The organism is Pseudomonas sp. Z1-12 (assembly GCF_051132015.1).
Lineage (GTDB): Bacteria > Pseudomonadota > Gammaproteobacteria > Pseudomonadales > Pseudomonadaceae > Aquipseudomonas > Aquipseudomonas zanjanensis.
In genome coordinates this window covers 1,942,792-1,964,548 of sequence record NZ_CP071647.1, presented here as the reverse complement: position 1 = coordinate 1,964,548, position 21,757 = coordinate 1,942,792, and the positions used below count along the sequence as shown (strand labels likewise).

At 64.5% G+C, this 21,757-nt stretch carries 8 protein-coding genes; 4 read left to right on the top strand and 4 right to left on the bottom strand.

The genetic code is table 11. The features are described 5' to 3' along the window. Window positions 1-155: 155 nt before the first annotated feature. Window positions 156-13,160: a non-ribosomal peptide synthetase gene (locus J3P85_RS08760; protein ID WP_434705498.1), complete on the bottom strand. Its 13,005-nt coding sequence runs from the start codon at window positions 13,158-13,160 to the stop codon at window positions 156-158. Between the two features lie 281 nt (window positions 13,161-13,441). Here J3P85_RS08760 and J3P85_RS08755 point away from each other — a divergent pair, with 281 nt between their 5' ends. Next, a complete protein-coding gene (locus J3P85_RS08755; RefSeq protein WP_434705497.1) occupies window positions 13,442-13,990 on the top strand; it encodes an RNA polymerase factor sigma-70 in 549 nt (182 codons plus the stop codon). 110 nt (window positions 13,991-14,100) lie between these two features. On the opposite strand, the gene J3P85_RS08750 is transcribed toward J3P85_RS08755, so the two are convergent. The 3 genes from J3P85_RS08750 to J3P85_RS08740 all read right to left on the bottom strand — a co-directional run bounded on the left by J3P85_RS08750 (window position 14,101) and on the right by J3P85_RS08740 (window position 16,702). After that, window positions 14,101-15,114 (bottom strand): GNAT family N-acetyltransferase, encoded by a 1,014-nt coding sequence (locus tag J3P85_RS08750; protein WP_434705496.1) that lies wholly within the window; start codon window positions 15,112-15,114, stop codon window positions 14,101-14,103. A 70-nt stretch (window positions 15,115-15,184) separates the two neighbouring features. After that, window positions 15,185-15,961 (bottom strand): substrate-binding periplasmic protein, encoded by a 777-nt coding sequence (locus J3P85_RS08745; RefSeq protein WP_434706343.1) that lies wholly within the window; start codon window positions 15,959-15,961, stop codon window positions 15,185-15,187. Window positions 15,962-16,078: 117 nt separating this feature from the next. After that, window positions 16,079-16,702, bottom strand: coding sequence for a TetR/AcrR family transcriptional regulator (locus J3P85_RS08740; RefSeq protein ID WP_434705495.1), 624 nt, complete (start codon window positions 16,700-16,702; stop codon window positions 16,079-16,081). Window positions 16,703-16,882: 180 nt separating this feature from the next. On the opposite strand from J3P85_RS08740, the gene J3P85_RS08735 reads away from it, so the two are divergent. From J3P85_RS08735 to atuD, 3 genes are all read left to right on the top strand, one after another. Then, complete coding sequence (locus J3P85_RS08735) at window positions 16,883-18,673, top strand: acyclic terpene utilization AtuA family protein (RefSeq protein WP_434705494.1); 1,791 nt, start codon at window positions 16,883-16,885, stop codon at window positions 18,671-18,673. A gap of 163 nt (window positions 18,674-18,836) precedes the next feature. Beyond that, window positions 18,837-20,453 carry a geranyl-CoA carboxylase subunit beta gene (gene atuC / locus J3P85_RS08730; RefSeq protein WP_434705493.1) on the top strand — a complete coding sequence of 539 codons (1,617 nt, stop codon included), beginning with the start codon at window positions 18,837-18,839 and terminating at the stop codon, window positions 20,451-20,453. A 26-nt stretch (window positions 20,454-20,479) separates the two neighbouring features. Then, window positions 20,480-21,637 (top strand): citronellyl-CoA dehydrogenase, encoded by a 1,158-nt coding sequence (gene atuD / locus J3P85_RS08725; protein WP_434705492.1) that lies wholly within the window; start codon window positions 20,480-20,482, stop codon window positions 21,635-21,637. The last annotated feature ends 120 nt before the right edge of the window (window positions 21,638-21,757 follow it).

The following is a 21,757-nucleotide window of genomic DNA, read 5'->3' as shown; positions in this document are numbered from 1 at the left end:
CTGAGCCGCCAGGCGCGAGGCGTCAACCTTGAGTTTTTTGCTGTTTGTGCCGCCGCCATCGCGAGCAAGCTCGCTCCCACAGGGTTTTGTGATCGACGCAAATCCCGTGTGGGAGCGAGCTTGCTCGCGATGAGGACATTAAAGACAGCGCAAAACTACATGCCTTCCAACTCCGCCATCAGGTCATTCAACCGATCCACCTTCTCCTCGGTCATCTCACTGGCCGCCAGCCCGTCGATGTACTCGGCCAGTTCCTGCACCGTGCTGCACTCGAACATCGCCCGCAGCGGCACGTTGCGTTGCAAGGCCTTTTGCACCCGTGAGGCGATTTGCGTCGCCAGCAAGGAATGGCCGCCCAGTTCGAAGAAATTGTCCCGTACCCCTACCCGCTCGACTTTCAGCACCTGGGCCCAGATGTCGGCCAGGGTCTGTTCCAGCTCATTGCCGGGGGCCTGGTAGTCCTGGCGGTGCAACTGGCCGATCTCCAGGGCCGGCAAGGCCTTGCGGTCCAGTTTGCCGTTGGCGTTGAGGGGCAGGCGGTCGAGCCACAGCCAGTGCAGCGGCACCATGTATTCCGGCAGTTCGGTCCGCAGGCGCTGCTTGATGCGCTCCAGGCGTTCGGCGGGTTTCAGCGCCGAGTCGGTGGCGACGAGGTAGCCCACCAGATGTTTGCCATTAACCCCCTCCTGCACGCCCACCGCGCCATCGCGCACTTCCGGCTGCTCATGCAACCGAGCCTCGATTTCCCCCAGCTCGATGCGGTAGCCGCGGATCTTCACCTGATGGTCGATGCGCCCGACGTATTCCAAGACCCCGTCGCTGCGCCGCCGCGCCAAGTCGCCGGTGCGGTACAGCCGTTCCCCCGGCGCCCCGAACGGGTTCGGCACAAATACCGGGGCGGTGCGCAACGGATCGCTGACATAACCACGCCCGACCCCGGTGCCCGCCACGCACAACTCACCCACCGCGCCCAGCGGCACCAGGTCCAGCGCGCCGTCGAGCAGATACAAACGGTTGTTGTCGGTGGGCGTGCCAATCGGCAAGTAAGTGCCGCGGGTCGACGCCTGATCGACGCGGAAGAACGCTACGTCGTCGGAGCATTCCGCCGGGCCGTAGGCGTTGACCAGGCCGATGTCCGGGTAGCGCAACAGCCACTGGTGAGCCAGCTCCGGCGGCATCGCTTCGCCGGTGGGCAGCATCCAGCGCAGGCCGTCCAGACTGATGCGTTCCTGGGCGAGCATGCCCTGGATCAGCGACGGCACGCTTTCCAGCACGGTAATGCCCTGCTGCTGTACATGCCCCAGCAGCCCTTGCGGATCGTGGGCGATGGCGTTGGGCACGACGTCGACCCGGGCGCCGAACAACGGCGCGGCGAGGAACTGCCAGACCGAAATATCGAAGCTCTGGGAAGCCGTCTGGGCGATCACATCCGCCTCGCTCAGCGCCAGGTACGGCACTTTGCTCAGTTGGTTGTTGAGCATGCCCCGTTGTTCCACCATCACGCCTTTGGGCAGGCCGGTGGAGCCGGAGGTGTAGATCACGTAGGCGAGGTTGTCCGGCCCGCTGTAGACGCCAGGGTTTTGCGGGGAAAAGTCGCCGGCCTGGACGCTTTCCCACACCAGCAGCTTCGGCCGCCCGGAGCAGGCAAACTCATCCAACAAGGCCAGCGCCTGGGCCTGGCAGGCCTGGGTGCAAACCAGCAACGGCGTGCGGCTCAACTCGATGATGCGGCTCAGGCGCTGGCTCGGCAGGCCGGGATCCAGCGGCAGGTAACCGGCACCGGCCTTGAAGCTGCCGATGATCATGCCCAGCAACTCGGCATCTCGTTCGGCCAGCAGCGCCACCGGTTGATCCAGGCCGACACCGGCCGCAATCAGGGCGTGACCGAGGCGGTTGCTGCGGGCATTCAACTCGGCGTAGCTGTAGGTCGCGTCCAGGCAACTGACCGCCGGGCGTTGCGGATGGGCCGCGACCCGCGCCTCGAACAGCTCGACGTAGCTCTGCTCCAGCGGATAAGCATGCTCGCTCTGGTTACAGCCTTCGATCAGGAAATCCTGTTCTTCGGCACCGATCAGCGGCAGTTCGCTCATATCGCCGTGCAAGCCCTCCATCAGCGCCAGCAGCAGCCGCTTGAACTCGCCCAGCAGGCCTTGGACGGTGCTTTCATCGAAGTAGCGCTGGTCGTACGAAAGGTGCAGCCCCAGGTCGTCTCCCGGGTAGCAGACCGCCGTCAGCGGGAAGTTGGTGTGGGTACGACCCGAGTCTGAAGTGGCGTTGAGGCTTTGGGCGCGATCCAGCACCGAGACTTCTACCGGCGCGTTCTCGAACACGAACAAGCTGTCGAACAATGGCTGGCCCTTGGGCAGTTCGCTGACCTCCTGAATGCTCACCAGCGGCAGGTATTCGTACTCGCGCAGTTGCATGTTGCGGTCCAGCAAATCGCTGAGCCACTGGCGCACGCTGCAGCGCTGATGAACCTCGGGCATCTGCACGCGCAAGGCGATGCTGTTGATGAACAGCCCCACGGTGCGTTGCATCTGCGGCAACTCCACCGGGCGCCCGGCCACGGTGACCCCGAACAACACGTCGCGGTCGCCGCTGACCCGGCGCAGTACCAGGGCCCACGCCGCCTGGGCGAAGGTGTTGACCGTCAGTTGATGGGCCTGGGCCAGCTCCCGCAGCCGCGCACCGTCCCGAACGTCGAGGCGGGTGTAGCAGTCGCCGACGATCATGCCGCCGCTGTCACCGGCGTGCTCGCGCAGGAACGGCCGGTCGCCAGGGATCGGCGTGGTCCGCTCGAAACCTTGCAGGTTGTCCTTCCACCACTGCCGGGCTTCGTCCAGGCTCTGGTGCTGCAGCCAGCCGATGTAGTCGCGATAGCGCGGCGGCACGGCCAACTGCGGTTCGCGCTGTTCACCCAGGGCGGTGTAGACCTCGAAGAAGTCGTCCATCAGCAGCGAACGGCACCAGGCATCGATGAGGATGTGGTGATTGCTCATCATGAACCAGTAGCGTGCCGCGCCGACCCGGATCAGCCGCAAGTGGAACGGGGCCTGGTTCAACAGATCGAAACCGGCCTCGCGCTCATCCTTGAGCAGGGCCTGGAGCTTGGCTTCCTGGGCGCCTTCGGCCACCTCGGACCAGTCGAGATAGTCCACTGGCGTGCGGCCGGGCTTGTGGATGATTTGCAGCATGTCTTCGCCAACGTTCCAGCAGAACGAGGCGCGCAAGGCTTCGTGGCGAGCGATGACCGCCTGCCAGGCCTGGGCGAAACGCTGAGGGTCCAGTTCGCTGTTGATGCGGTAGCGATCCTGCATGTAGTACAGGCCAGTGCCCGGCTCCAGCAGGGTATGCAGCAGCATGCCTTCCTGCATCGGCGTCAACGGGTAGACGTCTTCGATCTGCGCGGCCGGCACAGGCAAGCTGTCGAGCTGGCCCTGGGTCAGCTTCGCCAGGGGAAAGTCCGAAGGCGTCAGGCCGCCCGCCTCGTCCGTCAGGCAGTGTTCGATCAGGCGTTGCAACTCATCGAGGTAGGCCTCGGCCAGCGTGGCAATGGTCTCGCGCTCATGACGTTCGGCACTGAAGGTCCAACGCAACACCAGCTCGCCGCCGCTGACCTGGCTGTCGACGCTCAGCTCATTGGGCAGCGGCGCGTCGGGATCATGAATCGCCCCCAGCGGCGCATCCAGCGGCTGGAACAGCGCCTCCTGGCCCAAGGTCTGGTCGAGCTGGCCCAGGTAGTTGAAGGTGATCGCCGTGTGCGACAGGCCGGCCATCGCCTCGCGAGTCGCCGCGTCCGCCAGGTAGCGCAGCACACCATAACCGAGGCCCTTATGGGGCACCGCGCGCAGCTGCTCCTTGATAGCCTTGATCGAACCGCTGACGCTTTCGCTCGCGGGAGTCAGGCGCACGGGGTAGACGCTGGTGAACCAACCCACGGTGCGGGTCAGGTCAAGGTCGTCGAACAGCGCCTCGCGGCCGTGGCCTTCGAGCTGGACCAGGGCCGAATCATGGCCGCTCCATCGGCACAACACTCGAGCCAGCGCCGTGAGCAGCAGGTCATTGACCTGGGTGCGGTAGGCGCTCGGCGCCTGTTGCAGCAGCTGCCGGGTGCGCTCGGCGTCCAGGCGCACGCTGATGGTTTGCGCGTGACGCTCCTGGCGTCCACCCTCGGGGTTCGTGCACGGCAGCGCGACGTGCGCACCGCTCAACTGCGCTTGCCACCAACCGAGTTCTTCGCGCAGGGATTCGCTGCCGGCGTAAGCTTGCAAACGTGCAGTCCAGTCACGCAACGGGCTGGTCTTGGCCGGCAATTGCGCCTCTTGCCCGGCGACGAGCTGGCGGTAGACGGTTTGCAGGTCGTCCATCAGCACCCGCCACGACACACCGTCCACCACCAGGTGATGGATGACGATCAGCAACCGTTGCCGGCCATCCGGCGTTTGCGCCAACACGGCATGCAGCAACGGCCCGGTGGCTAGATTGAAACGGCTCTGCACCTGGGCAAACAACGCTTCGCACGCTTGCGCGGTGTCCACGGATATCTGCTGCAACAGCACGGCGTCAGACAGCGGCTGGTGCTCGGCGCGCCAGTGCCCGGCGGTTTCGCCGAAGACCAGGCGCAAGGCATCGTGGTGCTGGAAGATCGCGTGCAGGGCCTGTTCCAACGGTTGCGGGTCCAGGGCCGTGGTCGGTTCCAGCAGCAACGCCTGGTTCCAGTGATGCCGGTTGGGCATCGGGCGGTCGAAGAACCAATGCTGGATCGGCGTCAACCCGGACTCACCCTGCACCAGGCCCTGTTCGGCGTGCACCTGCTGGCTGCGCGTGGCAACGGCGGCCAGGGTCTGTACGGTCTGGTGCTGGAACAAGTCCCGGGGCGTGAAATGAATGCCCTTCTGCCGGGCGCGGCTGACCACCTGGATCGACAGGATCGAATCGCCGCCCAGTTCGAAGAAGTTATCGTTGAGGCCCACCTGCGTCACGTTCAGCACGTCGCACCAGATCGCCGCCAGGGTCTGCTCCAGGGCATTGCTCGGCGCCACGTAGTGTTGGCGATTGAGTTCAGGATCGGGCAGCGGCAAGGCGCGGCGGTCGAGCTTGCCGTTGGCGGTCAGCGGCATGCTCGCCAGCAGGATCAGGTGCGTGGGCACCATGTAGTCCGGCAGTTGGGCCTTGAGATGGTTCTTCAAGGCGTCGCGCAGGCTCGCTTGTTGCTCGCCGTCCTGGCTGGCGATGTCGCTCACCAGGTAGCCGGCCAGTTGCTTGCCGCCCGGCAGGTCGAGCGCCAGGACCACGGCCTCGCGCACCGCCTCATGTTCCAGCAGGCGGGTTTCGATTTCCCCCAGTTCGATGCGGAAACCACGGATTTTCACCTGATGGTCGATCCGTCCCAGATACTCCACCAGACCGTCGGCACGCTGGCGCACCAGGTCGCCGGTGCGATACAAGCGTCCGCCTTCGGAGGCGAACGGGTCGGCGACGAAACGCTCGGCGGTCATGCCCGGACGCTGGTGATAACCCTGGGCCAGGCCAGCACCGCCGACATACAACTCGCCCGTGGCCCCTGGCGGCACCAACGCCAGGTCGGCGTCGAGGATGTAGGCCACCCGGGCACCAATGACGCTGCCAATCGGCACACTGGCCGCACCCTCCTCCAATTGCTCGGGGGCCAGGCTCGCCAGCGGCATGACCACGGTTTCGGTCGGACCGTAGGCGTTGAAGAACAGGCTCGGGCTGAACGCCGCGCGAATGCGCTGCAAATGCTCGCCGGTCAGGGCTTCGCCGCCGGTGATGCACATGCGCACTGGCAAGGTCTGCCCTTGGGTCGCCAACCACTGCGCCAACTGACTGCCATAGCTGGGGGTGAAGCCGAGAATGTTGATGCGATGCTGGCGAATCAGCTCGCAGATCTCCTCGGCGTCCCACTGGCCTTGGGCACGCAGCACTACCTGGGCACCACTGAGCAACGGCACCAACAGGCGTTCGGTGGCGGCGTCGAAGTTGATGGAATAGAAATGCAGCTCGCAATCGTCCGGGCGCATGCCAAAGCGCTGGATCACCGCCTGGCAATGCATGGCGATTTCACCGTGGGACACCACCACGCCCTTGGGCTTGCCGGTGGAGCCGGAGGTGTATATCAGGTACGCCTGGTGTTGCGGCAGGTTGATCAACGGCAACGGGTGGTCCGGGTAGTGGGCCAAGGCCGCCGAGTCGTCTTCCAGGCACCAGCAGCCCACGCCCTCGGGCAAAGCATCAAGGGCCTGGAGCATCGCCCGATCGCTGAGCAACAGGCTGATGCCGCTGTCTTCGATCATGTAGTGCAGGCGATCCAGCGGGTATTCCGGATCCAGCGGCACGTAGGCACCGCCGGCCTTGAGGATCGCCAGCAGGCCGATGACCATTTCCAGCGAACGCTCCAGGGCCAGGCCGACCCGCACCTGCGGTCCGACGCCTCGCTCGCGCAAGTGCCAGGCCAGGCGATTGGCGCGGCTGTCCAGTTGCGCATACGTCAGGGTCTGCCCGGCGAAGGTCAGCGCCGGCGCATCGGGACGCGCCCGGGCCTGTTCGTCGAACAGTTCATGAATACATTGGTCGAGGCGATGCTCACCGGGCTCGACGCCCAGGCTGTCGAGCAATTGTTGCTGCTCGCCAGCCTCCAGCAACGGCAGCTCGCTCAACCGGCGGGCCGGATCGTCCAGCAACGCTTCCAGCAGATTGCGCCAGTGCCCGGCCATGCGCGCGATGCGCGGCTCGTCGAACAGGTCGGTGCTGTAGGTCAGGCAGCAACCCAGGCGCTGGTCCAGATCCGTGACTTCCAGGTTGAGGTCGAACTTGGTGGCCCGGGCGTCGTTGACCAGGTAGTCGACGCTCATGCCGGCCAGCGTGCGGCTCTGCTGGAATTCCCAGCGCTGCACGTTACACATCACTTGGAACAGCGGGTTGTAGGCCGCACTGCGCGGTGGTTGCAGGGCTTCCACCAGATGATCGAACGGCAAGTCCTGATGGGACTGGCCTTCGATGACGGTGTGGCGGATCTGTTCGAACAACTCGCCCACCGACATTTGCCCGTCGAGTTGGCAACGCAGCACCTGGGTGTTGAGGAACGCACCGATCAGCCCTTCGCTTTCCGGACGGATACGGTTGGCCACCGGCGCGCCGATGCGCAGGTCGGTCTGGCCGCTGTAGCGGTAAAGCAGCACCGCCAGGGCGGCGGTCATGGTCATGAACAGGGTCAGGCCCTGTTGCGCATTGAAGGCGCGGACTCGCGCCGCCAGCTCATCGCTCAAATCGAAACGGAACAACTCGCCGCGATGGCTCTGCACCGACGGACGCGGGCGGTCACCGGGCAGTTCCAGCAGCGGGTGTTCGCGGCCCAGTTGCGCGGTCCAGTAATCCAGCTGCCGCTGACGCTCGCCGGACTCCAGCCATTGGCGCTGCCAGACGCTGTAGTCCAGGTACTGCACCGGCAACGGTTCGAGCGGCGACTCGCGGTCGTCGACAAAGGCTTCGTACAGCGCGCTCAGTTCCCGGGCGAAAATGTCCATCGCCCAGCCTTCGGTGACGATGTGGTGCAGCGTCAGGACAAAGTAATGTTCATGCTCGGCGGTCTTGACCAGGCAGGCCCGTAGCAGCGGCCCGGTTTCCAGGTCGAATGGCTGGTGGGCCTCGCTGTCCGCCAGTTGCTGCACCCGCTGCTGGCGCGTGTCGGCGGCCAGCGTGGAGAAGTCCTTCCAGTCCATGCGCAGGCCCGTCTCGCTGTGCACCTGTTGGCGGGCCACGCCGTCGACGCTCGGGAACGTGGTGCGCAGGGTTTCATGACGCAGGATCAATGCCTGCAAGGCCGCCTCGAAGCGCCCGACATCCAGCACCCCGCGCAAGCGCGCCATGCCGCCGACGTTGTAGGCCGGGCTGTCCGGCTCCATTTGCCAGAGGAACCACATGCGCTGCTGGGAATACGACAGCGGCACCGGTTGACTGCGGTCGACCTGCTCGATGGGTGGCTGGCGGTTGGTCTGGCCGCTGGCCTGGATCAAGCGCACCTGTTCGGCGAAGACCCCCAGTTCACTGGCCTCGAACAGCGCCCGCAACGGCAGTTCCACGTCACAGGCCTGGCGAGTGCGGGAAATGATCTGGGTCGCCAGCAGCGAATGGCCGCCGAGGGCAAAGAAATCGTCCCGCAGGCCGATACGCGCCAGTCCCAGCACATCGCGCCAGATGCCGGCGATTTGCTGTTCGAGGGCGCTGACCGGCTCGACGTGCTCGCGCACCTGCCAGTGCGGTTCGGGCAAGGCGCGACGGTCGAGCTTGCCGCTCGGGCTCAAGGGCATGGTGTCCAGGCGCAGCAGCTGGGCCGGCACCATGTAGTCCGGCAGCTCGGCGGCCAGGGCGGCCTTGAGTCGACTATTCAACTCGTCCTGACCTTGAGCGACATCCGGCGCGGTGTAATAGCCGATCAGTTGCGGGCCGGCCGAGGTGTCGCGCACCAGCACCGCCACTTGGGCGATGCCGTCCTGGGCCAGCAGGCGCGCTTCGATTTCCTGCGGCTCGACCCGGAAACCGCGCAGCTTGACCTGCTGGTCGAGGCGGCCGAGGTATTCGATCACGCCGTCGGCGCTCCAACGGGCGCGGTCGCCAGTCCGGTACAACCGCGCCCCGGCCGGGCCCAAGGGGTCGGCGACGAAACGCTCGGCGCTCAGGCCCGGACGTCCGAGGTAACCCCGGGCCAGGCCCAGGCCGCCGATGCACAGCTCGCCCGGGACACCGGCCGGCACCGGATTGAGGTCGCTGTCGAGCACCCGGCACAGGACGTTGCCCAAGGGACGGCCGATGGGCGAGCGCTCTCCATCGGCTTCGGTGCACTGCCAATGGGTGACATTGATCGCGGTTTCGGTCGGGCCGTAGCGGTTGTGCAACTGCACCGACGGCAGTTGCGCCAACACCCGGTTGCGCAATTCGGCCGGCAAGGCTTCGCCGCCGGAAAACAGGCGGCGCAGGCTAGCGCATTGGCCACTCAGGGGTTCATCGATGAACAGGCTGAGCAACGGCGGCACGAAGTGCAGCGTGGTAACGCCAAACCGCTGCACCAACTGGGCGATGCGGTGCGGATCACGGTGTTCGCCGGGGCCGGCCAATACCAGTTGGCTGCCAGTGATCAGCGGCCAGAAGCATTCCCAGACCGACACGTCGAAACTGATGGGGGCCTTTTGCATCAGCACATCGCTGGCCTCCAGCCCGTAGGTCGCCTGCATCCATTGCAGGCGCTCGGCCAGGGCCGCGTGGGTGTTGCCGACGCCTTTGGGCTGACCGGTGGAACCGGAGGTGTAGATCACGTAGGCCAGGTGATCGCCATGCAGGTGCAGGCCCGGCGGATTGCTCGGCCATTGCTCCAGATGCAGGGCATCCATGGCGATGACACTGACGCCGTCGCAGGCTGGCAAATGCTCCAGCAACGCGGTTTGGGTCAGCAGCAGATCGACGCCACTGTCCTGAAGCATGTAGGCCAGACGGTCGGCCGGGTAGTCCGCATCCAGCGGCACATAGGCACCGCCGGCCTTGATGATGGCCAGCACGCCGATGAGCAACTGCGGCGAGCGCTCGGCGGCAATCGCCACGCAGATATCCGGGCCAACGCCCTTGTCCCGCAGGTAATGGGCCAGGCGATTGGCCTGGGCGTGCAGCTCGGCATAGTCGAGTTGGCCGCCGTCCCAGCGCAACGCGATCCGTTGCGGCGTGCAACGGGCCTGCTCGTTCAACAGTTCCGGCAGCCATTGACTGGCCGGCGCGCACGGGGCCGCGCTCCATTGCTGCTGTTGCCAGTGCTCATCGGCGGTCAACAGCGGCACGTCGCCAATGGCTTGCTGCGGATCGGCACAGACCGCCCGCAACAGGTTGCAGTAGTGCTCCGCCAGGCGGGTGATGGTCGTCGCCTCGAACAATTCGTCGGCGTAGTCGAACGACAGGGTCAAGCGACCGTTGCGATCTTCTTCGCTGTGCAGCTGCAGGTCGAACTTGGCTTCGCGGCTGTGCCACGGCAACTCTTCGGCGAGCAGCCCCGGCAGGCGTCGCAAGGCACTCAGGTCACGTTGCTGGTGGTTGAACATCACTTGGAACAGGCCGTGCTCGCGCGCCTCGGGAAACGCTTCGAGCAACTGTTCGAACGGCAGGTCCTGGTGAGCCTGGGCACCCAGCGTGGCTTCGCGGGCCTGGGCCAGCAGCGCGGCGAACGGTTGACGGGAATCGACCTGCCCACGCAGGACCTGGGTGTTGATGAAAAAGCCGATCAGCCCCTGGGTTTCCAGGCGCGGACGGTTGGCGTTGGGTACACCGATGCGCAAGTCGGATTGCCCGGTGTAACGCTGCAACAGCGCCTGCAAGGCGGCCAGCAACAGCATGAACGGCGTCGCGTCATGGGCCTGGGCCACTTGGCGCAGGGCCTCGCCGAGGTCTTTGTCCAGACGCACACTGTGCCGCGCGGCGCCGCGTTGGCGTTGAGCGCTGCGTGGATGATCGGCGCCCAACATCAGGGCCGGATGTTCAGCGCCCAGCTGCTGCTTCCAATAGCTCAGTTGACGCTCGGCCTCGCCCTCGGCGAGCCACTGGCGTTGCCAACTGCCGTAGTCGGCGTACTGCAAGGGTAATGGCGCAAGCTCGGCGACCTGGCCTTGGGAAGCGGCGGCGTACAAGCGGGAGAACTCTTCGATCAACACATTCATCGACCAGCCGTCGGCGATGATGTGGTGCAGCGTCACCAGCAGTTGATGGTCGTCCTCGTCGAGGCGCAGCAGGGTAACCCGCAGCAGCGGTCCCTTCTCCAGATCGAACCGCGTGGCCGCCTCGTCTTCTCGAACCTGTCGCGCCCGGTCTGCGCGCGAGTCGGCAGGCAGGTCGCCAAGGTCGATGACATGCAGCTCGAACTCGCCGACCGGATCGACTTGTTGCAGGGCCACGCCATCGCGTTCCAGGAACCGTGTGCGCAGGGACTCATGACGCTCGATCAGTCGCTGGAAGCTGGCGCGCAATGCGTTTTCGTCCAACTCGCCGCGCAGGTGCAAGCCACCGGGAATGTTGTAGGCGCGGCTCGTCGGGTCGAGCTGCCAGGTGATCCATAAACGGTTCTGCGCCAGGGATTGCGGCAGTGGCGCATGGCGCGGCAACGTGCTGATCGTGCCCTGGGCCTGGCCGCCGTCCTGCTGCTGGTTCGCCACCGCTGCCGCGAACGCGGCCAGGGTCGGGGCTTCGAACAGCAGGCGCAGGTTGAGCGCCAGCCCGAGGGTTTCACTCAATCGCGCAATCACCTGGGTGGCAGCGATGGAGTTGCCGCCCAGCAGGAAAAAATGATCATCAGCCTGGACGTGCTCGACTTGTAGTTGCTCTCGCCAGACCTGGCCGATGAGGGTTTGCAATTGGCAGGACTGCGCGGATTCATCCGCCACGGTGACTTCGGTTGACGGGGTTACTTCGGCTGAGGGGAATTGGGCATAACTGTCCAAGCTGCCGTCGGCCAAACGGGTGCGGCAGGCCGAGCGCTGCAACTTGCCGCTGGAGGTCTTGGGCAACGCGCCGGGATTGAGCAGCACCACCACGCTTGGGGCTTGCTGGCAGGCCTCGGCCACCGCCTGGCGAATGACGTTGATCAGCGCTTCCGGCGGCAGGATTTTCTGCACGCTGCGGCTGATTTCCGCGGCGATGCCGATGCCTTCCTCACCCCCGTCGTCGACTGCGAACGCCGCCACCCGGCCCTTGCGCACCACCTCCACTTCACGCTCGATGGTTTGCTCGATGTCCTGGGGATAAAGGTTGTGCCCGCGCACGATCAGCAAGTCTTTCAGGCGCCCGGTGATGAACAGTTCGCCGCCGCGCAGGAACCCCAGGTCACCGGTGCGCAGCCAGGTCCGGCCGTCGTGCTGGACAAAGGTCTTGGCGCTGGCTTCAGGGTTGCGCCAATAGCCCAGGGCGATGCTCGGCCCGGCGGCCCAGACTTCACCGACCTGATTGTCGGCCAATGGCTGCAACGTCGCCGGCTCGACGATCAGCACCGCGTGCCCGGGCTGACTGACACCACAACTCATCACCGCGCTGCCCTGCCCCGGCTCGATCCGGTTTTGCGCCAGCGCCGCATCAACCACCCGCAGCGAAGGAATGCCGTGGTGGCGTGGCGTGCCGGCGACGAACAGGGTCGCTTCGGCCAGGCCGTAGGAGGCCATGAAATTATCCGGCGTGAAGCCGCACGGGGCGAACTTCTCGGCAAATCGCTCCAAGGTGTCGAGGCGGATCGGCTCGGAGCCGGAATAGGCCACGCGCCAGCCGCTCAGGTCGAGACGCTGCAGGGCTGAATCACTGACCCGCTCGCTGCATAACCGGTAGGCGAAATCCGGACCACCGCTGATGGTGCCGCCGTACTCGCTGATCGCTTCGAGCCAACGCAGGGGGCGGGCCAGGAAATAAGCCGGGGACATCAATACACAGGGAACGCCACTGAACACTGGCTGCAACAGGCCGCCAATCAGGCCCATGTCGTGGTACAGCGGCAGCCAGCTGACGATCACATCGTCGGGGTTCAGGTCGATGCCGAAGCCATGGCGGATCAGCAATTCGTTGGCCACCAGGTTGCCGTGGCTGACCTGCACGCCCTTGGGCAATGCAGTGGAACCAGAGGTGTATTGCAGGAAGGCAATGTCATCGTCCTGCAGCATCGGCATCCGCCATTGTCCGGCGCGGGCCGGATCAAGGGTATCGACGCACACTACCGGTGGCGCCGATTCGATGCCTTGCAGCGGCTCGCGCAGGTCGCTGCTGGTGAGCAGCAGGCGCGGTTCGGCGTCCTTGAGGATCGACAACAGTCGCTCCTGATGGTGGCGACGAGTGGATTCCGGCGGATAGGCCGGCACGGCAATCACCCCGGCGTAGAGACAGCCAAAGAACGCGGCGACGTAATCCGGACCACTGGGGAAGAGCAGCACCACGCGATCGCCCAGCGCCGCGTCGGCCTGCAAGGCGCTGGCGATGGTCCGGGCGCGCAGGTCCAGGTCGCGATAACTCAACACCACACCCTGCTCCGGGGTGTCGGCAAGGAAGCGCAGGGCCACCCGGTCCGGCGTCAGCGCGGCACGGCGCTGGAGGGCATGAGCCAGGGTGCTGGGGAGTTCGAACGCGTCGGTCATGGGGGTTTCCTGCCTGAATTCGGCTTGCAAGTTGTCCCCCATGGAACGGATAGCGGCGGCAAATAATTAGTCGGGCAGCTGACTCACCAAGGCCTGGCGCGAAGCATCCGACAGCCAGGCGCCGCGGCAATGGGTCGCGGCGCCGAGGCTGGACTTTATTGCATCAATAATTCTTCTTCTCAATTGACAATCATTATCATTAAGCCTAATTTGGCGCTCGATGTGTAGGACGGGTCCGGCATCCGGACGTCCCGCTAACTTTTTGCAGCAAGGTGAATTCCATGACGGAACAAGTATCCACAAGCAGGTGCGACTCACCGTTACTCCAGGCTTTCGTCGATAACCGACTGATCCTGGTCAAGATCGCGGCGCGCATTACCGGCTGCCGGTCCCGCGCGGAAGATGTGGTGCAGGACGCTTTTTTCCGGCTGCAATCGGCGCCACAAATCACCTCCTCGTTCAAGGCGCAGCTCAGTTATCTGTTTCAGATCGTGCGCAACCTGGCGATCGACCACTACCGCAAGCAGGCGCTGGAACAGCGATACTCGGGGCCGGAAGAGGAAGGGTTGAACGTGGTGATCCAGGGTGCTTCGCCAGAAACTTCCCATATCAACTTCTCCACGCTGGAGCACATCGCCGACGCGCTGACCGAACTGCCCAGCCGCACCCGCTATGCCTTCGAGATGTACCGCCTGCACGGCGTGCCGCAGAAGGACATCGCCAAGGAACTGGGCGTCTCGCCGACCCTGGTGAACTTCATGATCCGCGACGCGCTGGTGCATTGCCGCAAGGTGTCGGGGGGTCGCGGGGATACGTTCGCCCGGCGGTGACTTGCGGTGGTTTTGCCGGCCTCATCGCGAGCAAGCTCGCTCCCACAATTCTGGCAATCACTGAAGATCCACTGTGGGAGCGAGCTTGCTCGCGATGAGGCCATAAGGTTTCACATCAACCCACACCGATCAAAGAACCGCTCACGCCCCAGGATCATCAGCGCCGCGCGCTTATGGGGAAAATCGAATTCCTTCTCGCAATGAAAGCACTGGTTATGCAAGTGCCCGATCATCCGTGCATTGTCGGCCCGGGGCTCGGCGACCACGCGCTGGGTGCGCGGGTCGTCCAGGAACAGGTAGTGCACCAGCGCCGACAGCCAGCTCGCCACCTTGTGCGGCCCGCGGTGCTGCTCTTCGCCCACCAGCATATGGATGCCGCGGTCGTAGTGGTCGGCCTCATAAAACGGCGCGATCCGATCTTCCTTGGCCCAATAGGCTTCGAAGTAAGCGAACGGCTGGTCATCGAAGCAACCGATCAGGGTCAAGACCCGCGGATCAGCCTGCAGCTTGCCCAGGTACTCGCGATGCTGTTCCAGACTGCCCTCCTCCTGCCAGAAACTCGCCACCCGCGGGCTGTTCTGCCAGCGGTTGAAACGTTCCAGGTCCTGCTCGATTTCCAGGGTGCGCAACGACACCCAGGCCCCCAGCCGCGCATCGAAACGTCGGTACACCTCACCGCGCGGCTTGATCGGCCGGCGTGGATGGCGACGACCATCGGTGATGACCATCTGTTGCGGGTAACTGCCGCTGAACGACTCCCCCTGCCAAGGCTGCGGCAATTGCCAGAACAGCGTGCGCTCGCAACGGTATTCACCGGCACGTTCGGTGCCCGTCAGTAAACCGCTGAGCAAGGCTTCACCAGGGCGCTCGTCGAGGTGCCAGGTCAGGCGCTGACATTCGGGATCGCGGGCAAACAGCCAATAGCAGGCTGCCCACAACGCAGGGCCCATCGGACGGTCGTTGATTTCCTGTAAATGCACATGCAACTCGGGACCGCGCACCAGGCGCAGCCGGATCAGCGGCGCGCCTTCGAGCATCAGGCTCAGGTGGCGTTCGGTTTCATCGGCGCCGAGGCGACGACCGCCGGGCAAGGGCAGCGTCGTCGGGTGGTTGAGGTTGGACATGGGAGCGGCTCGCGTATTCGTCGGTAGTCAACGTGGGACGTGAGCCGGGTAGGGAAATTTAGTGTCACCGTCAATGGGAATGCGCGGGCATCAGCTGGATCTGGTAGGGCTGGAAAATCTTCAGCAGTTGACCGTTGTCCCGCAGCTTTTGCAGCAATTGTGCGAACGCTTCGCTGGAAATGGGCGCGTGCGGCCGGAGCAACGCGTAATGGTGGTAAACCTGATCAATGCGTTCGGACACCAGCAATTGCGGGCCGACTTCCGGATTGCGCAACACGTAATCGTTGAGGTACGAGCGGGTCACCAGGGCGATATCCGCCCGCCCGCGCAGCACCATCAGCAGGTTGCTGTCATGGGAATACGTCAGCGTGGCGTTGTATTGGCCGGCGAGGAACTTGGGGTCGGGGTTGAATTCGGCAAAGGCGTAGTGGTAACCACTGAACAACGCCAGGCGCTTGCCCCTGAGGTCGGCGAAATAACTTTGCTGGCGATCCGGCTGGCGCTGGGCGACGAAGACCTCCGCATCTTCCAGGCCCATGTCCACGGCAGTGTGTGGCACATCCTGCCAACCCCATTCGGGGTTCTCGAAAATCGCCATGTCGACCCGGCCTTGCTTGAAATCATTGAAGCGGCGCGGGATCGACGTCGGCACCAGTACGAACTGATAGTCGGTCTGCAACTGGTTCAGAGCCTCCACCATCTGCGGCAGCAGGCCGGTGTCGGCGCCGTTCTCGGGACGAACGGTATAGGGCGGAAAATGCGCCGCACCGATCCGCACCTGTTGCGCCGCCTCGATCGGCAACGCCAGGAAAGCGGCCAGAGCAGCCAGCAGCACACGCGAGGTCATCCCCATCGGCGAAAACGTCAAGATAACCCACTCCCCAAAAGTCCCGTCACTACAATCAAGCTAGGCGGTTTCAGCCGCTTAGCCAGCCACACGGCCCTTCAAAGCACCGTTCGATTATTATTTTTCTTCAAGCACCAGGATCAGGGCCTGCTCGGCCAGTTCATCGAGACCCAAGCTGCCTTCGGCGCGAAACCAGGTGGTGGTCCAAGACAACGCCCCCGTGAGGAACCGTCGAGTAATGGACACGTCCCCGCGAATATACCCGGCCTCCTTGGCTTGGCCCAGAACCTCCAGCCACAAGTCTTCATAAATGTCACGCAGAGCCAGTACCTGCCGCTGTCCGTCCTGCGAAAGCGAACGCCATTCGTAGACCAGCACGGCCATGGCCTCGCCCGTGCCGCCCATGATCGACTGCAATTCGCAGCGGATCAGCGCTAGCACCCGCCCGCGCACGCTATCGGCCTCGGCCAGGGCGGCGCGCATCAACGCAGTGTTGTAGCGGATGGTTTCTTCCATCACCGCCCGCAGGATTTCATCCTTGCTTTTGAAATGGTGGAAGATGCTGCCCGACTGGATGCCCACGGCACTGGCCAGGTCGCGCACCGTGGTGCGCTCGAAGCCCTTGTTGCGAAACAGATGGGCGGCGGTCTGGAGCAGTTTGCCGCGAGCACTGTCCGGGTCGGTCAGTTGCCCGCTGTCGACCAGTTCACGCATCACGTCCAAGGCTTTTTGCTCGTCCACCCATTCTCTCCTACAGTCGATCAACCAACGCGCCGCCATTGCCCGTCAAACCATCGGTGGCGCGGGCAATTTAAGCCGAGCGAGGCAACCAAGCAAGCGCTCGGCCACAAGTACGGGACAGCATTTACAAACCAAGCGCTTGCTTGGTAGTCTCGAACCACCTTTGCCGGAGGGAACGCCATGCCAAAAACGATCCGTATCGGTTGCGCCAGCGCCTTTTGGGGCGATACCTGCACCGCGGCGGCGCAACTGGTCGAGGGCGGGAAGCTGGATTACCTCGTATTCGACTATCTGGCCGAAGTGACGATGTCGATCATGGCCGGGGCGCGCTTGAAGGACCCGTCGAGCGGCTATGCCACGGACTTCATCGAGGTCCTCACCCCGTTGCTCAAGCGATTGCATGACGACCGGATCCGCGTCATCAGCAACGCCGGCGGGGTCAATCCCCAGGCCTGTGCAAGGGCCTTGCAAGCCGCCTGCGATCAGGCCGGCGTACCGCTGAAAATCGCCGTGCTGCTGGGCGATGACCTGCAACCGCAAGGCGAACGGCTCGCCGCCCAAGGCATCCGCGAGATGTCCAGCGGCGAGCCCCTGCCGCCCGCGTGCGTGTCCATCAACGCCTACCTCGGCGCGCCCGGTATCGTCGAAGCGTTGCGCCTGGGCGCCGATGTGGTGATCACCGGGCGGGTGGTGGACAGCGCCGTGGTCAGCGCCGCCCTGGTGCATGAGTTCGGCTGGGCCTGGGACGATTACGACCGATTGGCCCAGGCCGCGCTGGCGGGGCATCTCATTGAGTGCGGTGCCCAGTGCACCGGCGGCAATTTCACCGACTGGCAGCAAGTGCCGGATTTCGAGCACATTGGCTTCCCCATCGTCGAAGCCAGCGCCGACGGCCAATTTATCGTCACCAAGCCCGAAGGCAGCGGTGGACTGGTCACGCCGCTGACCGTCGGCGAGCAGTTGCTCTACGAAATCGGCGACCCGCAAGGTTACCTGCTGCCGGACGTGATCTGTGATTTCAGCCAGGTCAGGTTGATCCAGCAGGGCAAGCACGCCGTGCGCGTCCACGGGGCCAAGGGGCTGCCGCCCAGCGACCGGTACAAGGTCTGCGCCACCTGGTTGGACGGCTGGCGCTGCACCGCCACGTGCCTGATCGCCGGCATCGATGCCGTGGCCAAGGCTGAACGGGTCAGCCAGGCGATCATCGCCAAGACCTCGCAGCTATTGCGCCAGCGTGGCTGGGCGCCCTTCAGCGAAGTGAACATCGAACTGCTGGGCAGCGAAGCCACTTACGGCCCACATGGCCAGCGCCGGGACAGCCGTGAGGTGGTGATAAAACTGGCGGTACGACACCCGGACAAACAACCGTTGGTGCTGTTTTCCAGGGAAATCGCCCAGGCCGCCACCGGCATGGCGCCGGGACTGACCGGCCTGGTCGGCGGCCGGCCGACGGTGTCGCCGTTGATTCGCCTGTTCTCGTTCCTGATCGACAAAGCCACTTGCCGGCTCGACATCGAGTTTGACGGCCAGCGCCACCCGTGCCCCCTGCCCGCCCTCGAACCGCTGGACATCACCGGCCTGCCGGTCGCCCCGGACCTGCCCAAACCCCAGGGCCGGGCCGACGCCAGCGTGCCGCTGATCAAACTGGCGGTGGCGCGCTCCGGCGACAAGGGCAACCACAGCAACATTGGCGTGATTGCCCGCGAGCCCGAATACCTGCCCTGGATCGCCGAAGCGCTGACGCCGGAGGTGATGGTCGACTGGATGAGCCACGTGCTCGACCCGCAGTTGGGCCGGGTCGAACGCTGGTACCTGCCGGGCACCCACAGCTTGAATTTCCTGCTGGAAAACGCCCTCGGTGGCGGCGGTGTCGCCAGCCTGCGCATCGACCCCCAGGGCAAGGCGTTCGCCCAGCAATTGCTGGAGATCCAGATACCGGTGCCGCAACACGTTGCCGATCAGGTCGGCTAAGGACGGTCGCCATGGCAAATGATCAGCAGAACTGTGGCGAGGGAGCTTGCTCCCACTGGGTTGCGCAGCGACCCCGGCTTTTGCGATTGCTGCGCAATCGAGCGGGAGCAAGCTCCCTCGCCACAGGGTTTGGCGCTAATCCGTTCCAACACGAGGAGTCTGCATGCCGGTCATCGAATCGCACCTGGATCCCCACAGCGCTGACTTCGCGCGCCATTACACGGCGATGCTGGCCGGCGTCGAACAACTGCGCCAGCTCGAACAGGCCGTGGTGGAGAAAGCGGCCCAGGCCCAGGGCAAATTCGAACGGCGCGGCCAACTGTTGCCGCGCCAACGCCTGAACCTGCTGCTGGACCCCGGCGCGCCGTTTCTTGAGCTGGCGAGCCTGGCCGGCTACAAACTCCATGACGACAAGGATGGCAGCCAGGCCGGCGGCGGCCTGATCGCCGGGATCGGCTACGTGTCCGGGACGCGGGTGCTGGTGGTGGTCAACAACAGCGCGATCAAGGGTGGCACGATTTCTCCCAGCGGCTTGCTCAAGACCCTGCGCCTGCAACAGATCGCCATGGAAAACAAACTGCCGGTCATCACCCTGGCCGAAAGTGGCGGCGCCAATCTCAATTACGCCGCGCAGATTTTCGTCGAAGGCGCGCGCTGCTTCGCCAATCAGGCACGTATGTCGGCCATGGGCCTGCCGCAGATCACCGTGGTGCATGGCTCCGCCACAGCCGGCGGGGCCTATCAGCCGGGTTTGTCGGACTACGTGGTGGTGGTGCGCGATAAGGCGCGGTTGTTCCTGGCCGGGCCGCCGTTGCTCAAGGCCGCGACTGGCGAAGTGGCCAGCGAGGAGGAACTGGGGGGTGCGCTGATGCACGCGCAGGTGGCCGGCACCGCCGAATACCTGGCCGAGAACGACGCCGACGGCGTACGCCTGGCCCGGGAAATCCTCAGCCTGCTGCCCTGGAATGCACAACTGCCGCCACAGCCCGAACGAACCTGGACCGAGCCGCTCTACCCCGTCGACGAATTATTGGGACTGGTGCCCGACGACCCGAAGAAGCCCTATGACGTGCGGGAAATCATCGCCCGCATCGCCGACGGCTCGAACTTCCTGGCTTTCAAAAGCGAATTCGACGCCCAGACGATTTGCGGCCACCTGCACATTCGCGGCCATGCCTGTGGCCTGATCGGCAACAACGGACCGATCACGCCCCAAGGCGCCAGCAAGGCCGCGCAGTTCATCCAATTGTGCGACCAGAGCCGCACGCCATTGCTGTTCTTGCACAACACCACCGGGTTCATGGTCGGCACCGAGTCCGAGCGACAAGGGGTGATCAAGCACGGGGCCAAGATGATCCAGGCCGTGGCCAATGCCCGGGTGCCCAAGCTGACCGTCGTCGTAGGCGGCTCCTACGGCGCCGGCAACTACGCCATGTGCGGCCGCGGGCTTGATCCGCGCTTCATCTTCGCCTGGCCCAACAGCCACACCGCCGTGATGGGCGGCGCCCAGGCCGGCAAGGTCCTGCGGATGATCACCGAGGCCACGCAACTCAAGAACGGCCTGAGCCCCGACCCGAAGATGCTGGACCTTCTCGAGCACACCACCGCGCAGAAACTCGACAGCCAATCCACCGCCCTCTACGGCAGCGCCAGCCTGTGGGATGACGGGCTTATCGACCCGCGCGATACCCGCACATTGCTAGGCTTTCTGCTGGACATCTGTCACGAGGCCGAACAGCGGCCATTGCAAGCCAACAGCTTTGGCGTGGCCCGTTTCTGAGCGCTGACTCCAGGAGAACAACAAGAATGATCTTCACCCAAGAACATGAAGCACTGCGGCGCACCGTTCGCCAATTTGTCGACCGTGACATCAACCCCTACGTCGACGAATGGGAGCGCGCTGGTCGTTTCCCCATCCACGGGATTTTCCGCAAGGCCGGCGAGCTGGGCCTGCTGGGCATTTCCAAGCCGACGGCATTCGGCGGCATGGGCCTGGACTACAGCTATTCGATCGTCGCGGCCGAGGCGTTCGGCACCATTCATTGCGGCGGTGTGCCGATGTCCATCGGCGTGCAGACCGACATGTGCACCCCGGCCCTGGCCCGGTTCGGCTCCGATGAGTTGCGTGACGCATTCCTGCGCCCGGCCATTCGCGGAGAACAGGTGGGCTGCATCGGCGTCTCGGAAGTCGGCGCCGGTTCCGACGTCGCCGGGCTCAAGACCACCGCGCGCAAGGATGGCGACGACTACGTCATCAACGGCAGCAAGATGTGGATCACCAATGCGCCGAGCGCCGATTTCATTTGCCTGCTGGCCAACACTTCGGACGACAAGCCCCACGTCAACAAATCACTGATCATGGTGCCAATGGACAGCCCCGGCATCAGCCTCGGCCAACACCTGGACAAGCTCGGCATGCGCAGCTCGGAAACCGCCCAGGTGTTTTTCGACGACGTGCGCGTGCCACAACGCAACCGCATTGGCCAGGAAGGCGCCGGGTTCATGATGCAGATGCTGCAATTCCAGGAGGAACGCCTGTTCGGCGCGGCCAACATGCTCAAGGGCCTGGAACAGTGCATCGACAGCACCATCGCGTACTGCAAGGAGCGCAAGACCTTCGGCACGGCCCTGATCGATAACCAGGTGATCCACTTTCGCCTGGCGGAACTGGCCAGCGAGATCGAATGCCTGCGGGCGCTGGTCTACCAGGCCACCGAGCAGTACATCAACGGCCAGGACGTCACGCGACTGGCGTCCATGGCCAAGCTCAAGGCCGGGCGCCTGGCCCGGGAAACCACCGACAGTTGCCTGCAATACTGGGGCGGCATGGGTTTCATGTGGGACAACCCGGTCGCCCGGGCCTATCGCGACGTACGGCTGGTGTCCATCGGCGCCGGCGCGGACGAAATCATGCTGGGCATCATCTGCAAGCTCATGGGGATTTTGCCGGGGAAGAACAAGTGAGCGGTTGGCCTGGCAGGCCGCCATCGCGAGCAAGCTCGCTCCCACATGGGATCGCATTCGCCCTCCCCCTGTGGGAGCGAGCTTGCTCGCGATGAGGCCCTGACAGCCACCACAAAAACC

What these genes read in the sequence shown, in the direction of transcription:
- J3P85_RS08735 (WP_434705494.1), top strand. Translation starts at nt 16,883, where the DNA reads ATGCCAAAAACGATCCGTATCGGTTGCGCCAGCGCCTTTTGGGGCGAT.
- atuC (WP_434705493.1), top strand. Translation starts at nt 18,837, where the DNA reads ATGCCGGTCATCGAATCGCACCTGGATCCCCACAGCGCTGACTTCGCG.
- J3P85_RS08760 (WP_434705498.1), bottom strand. Translation starts at nt 13,160, where the DNA reads ATGACCGACGCGTTCGAACTCCCCAGCACCCTGGCTCATGCCCTCCAG.
- J3P85_RS08745 (WP_434706343.1), bottom strand. Translation starts at nt 15,961, where the DNA reads ATGACCTCGCGTGTGCTGCTGGCTGCTCTGGCCGCTTTCCTGGCGTTG.
- J3P85_RS08750 (WP_434705496.1), bottom strand. Translation starts at nt 15,114, where the DNA reads ATGTCCAACCTCAACCACCCGACGACGCTGCCCTTGCCCGGCGGTCGT.
- J3P85_RS08755 (WP_434705497.1), top strand. Translation starts at nt 13,442, where the DNA reads ATGACGGAACAAGTATCCACAAGCAGGTGCGACTCACCGTTACTCCAG.
- atuD (WP_434705492.1), top strand. Translation starts at nt 20,480, where the DNA reads ATGATCTTCACCCAAGAACATGAAGCACTGCGGCGCACCGTTCGCCAA.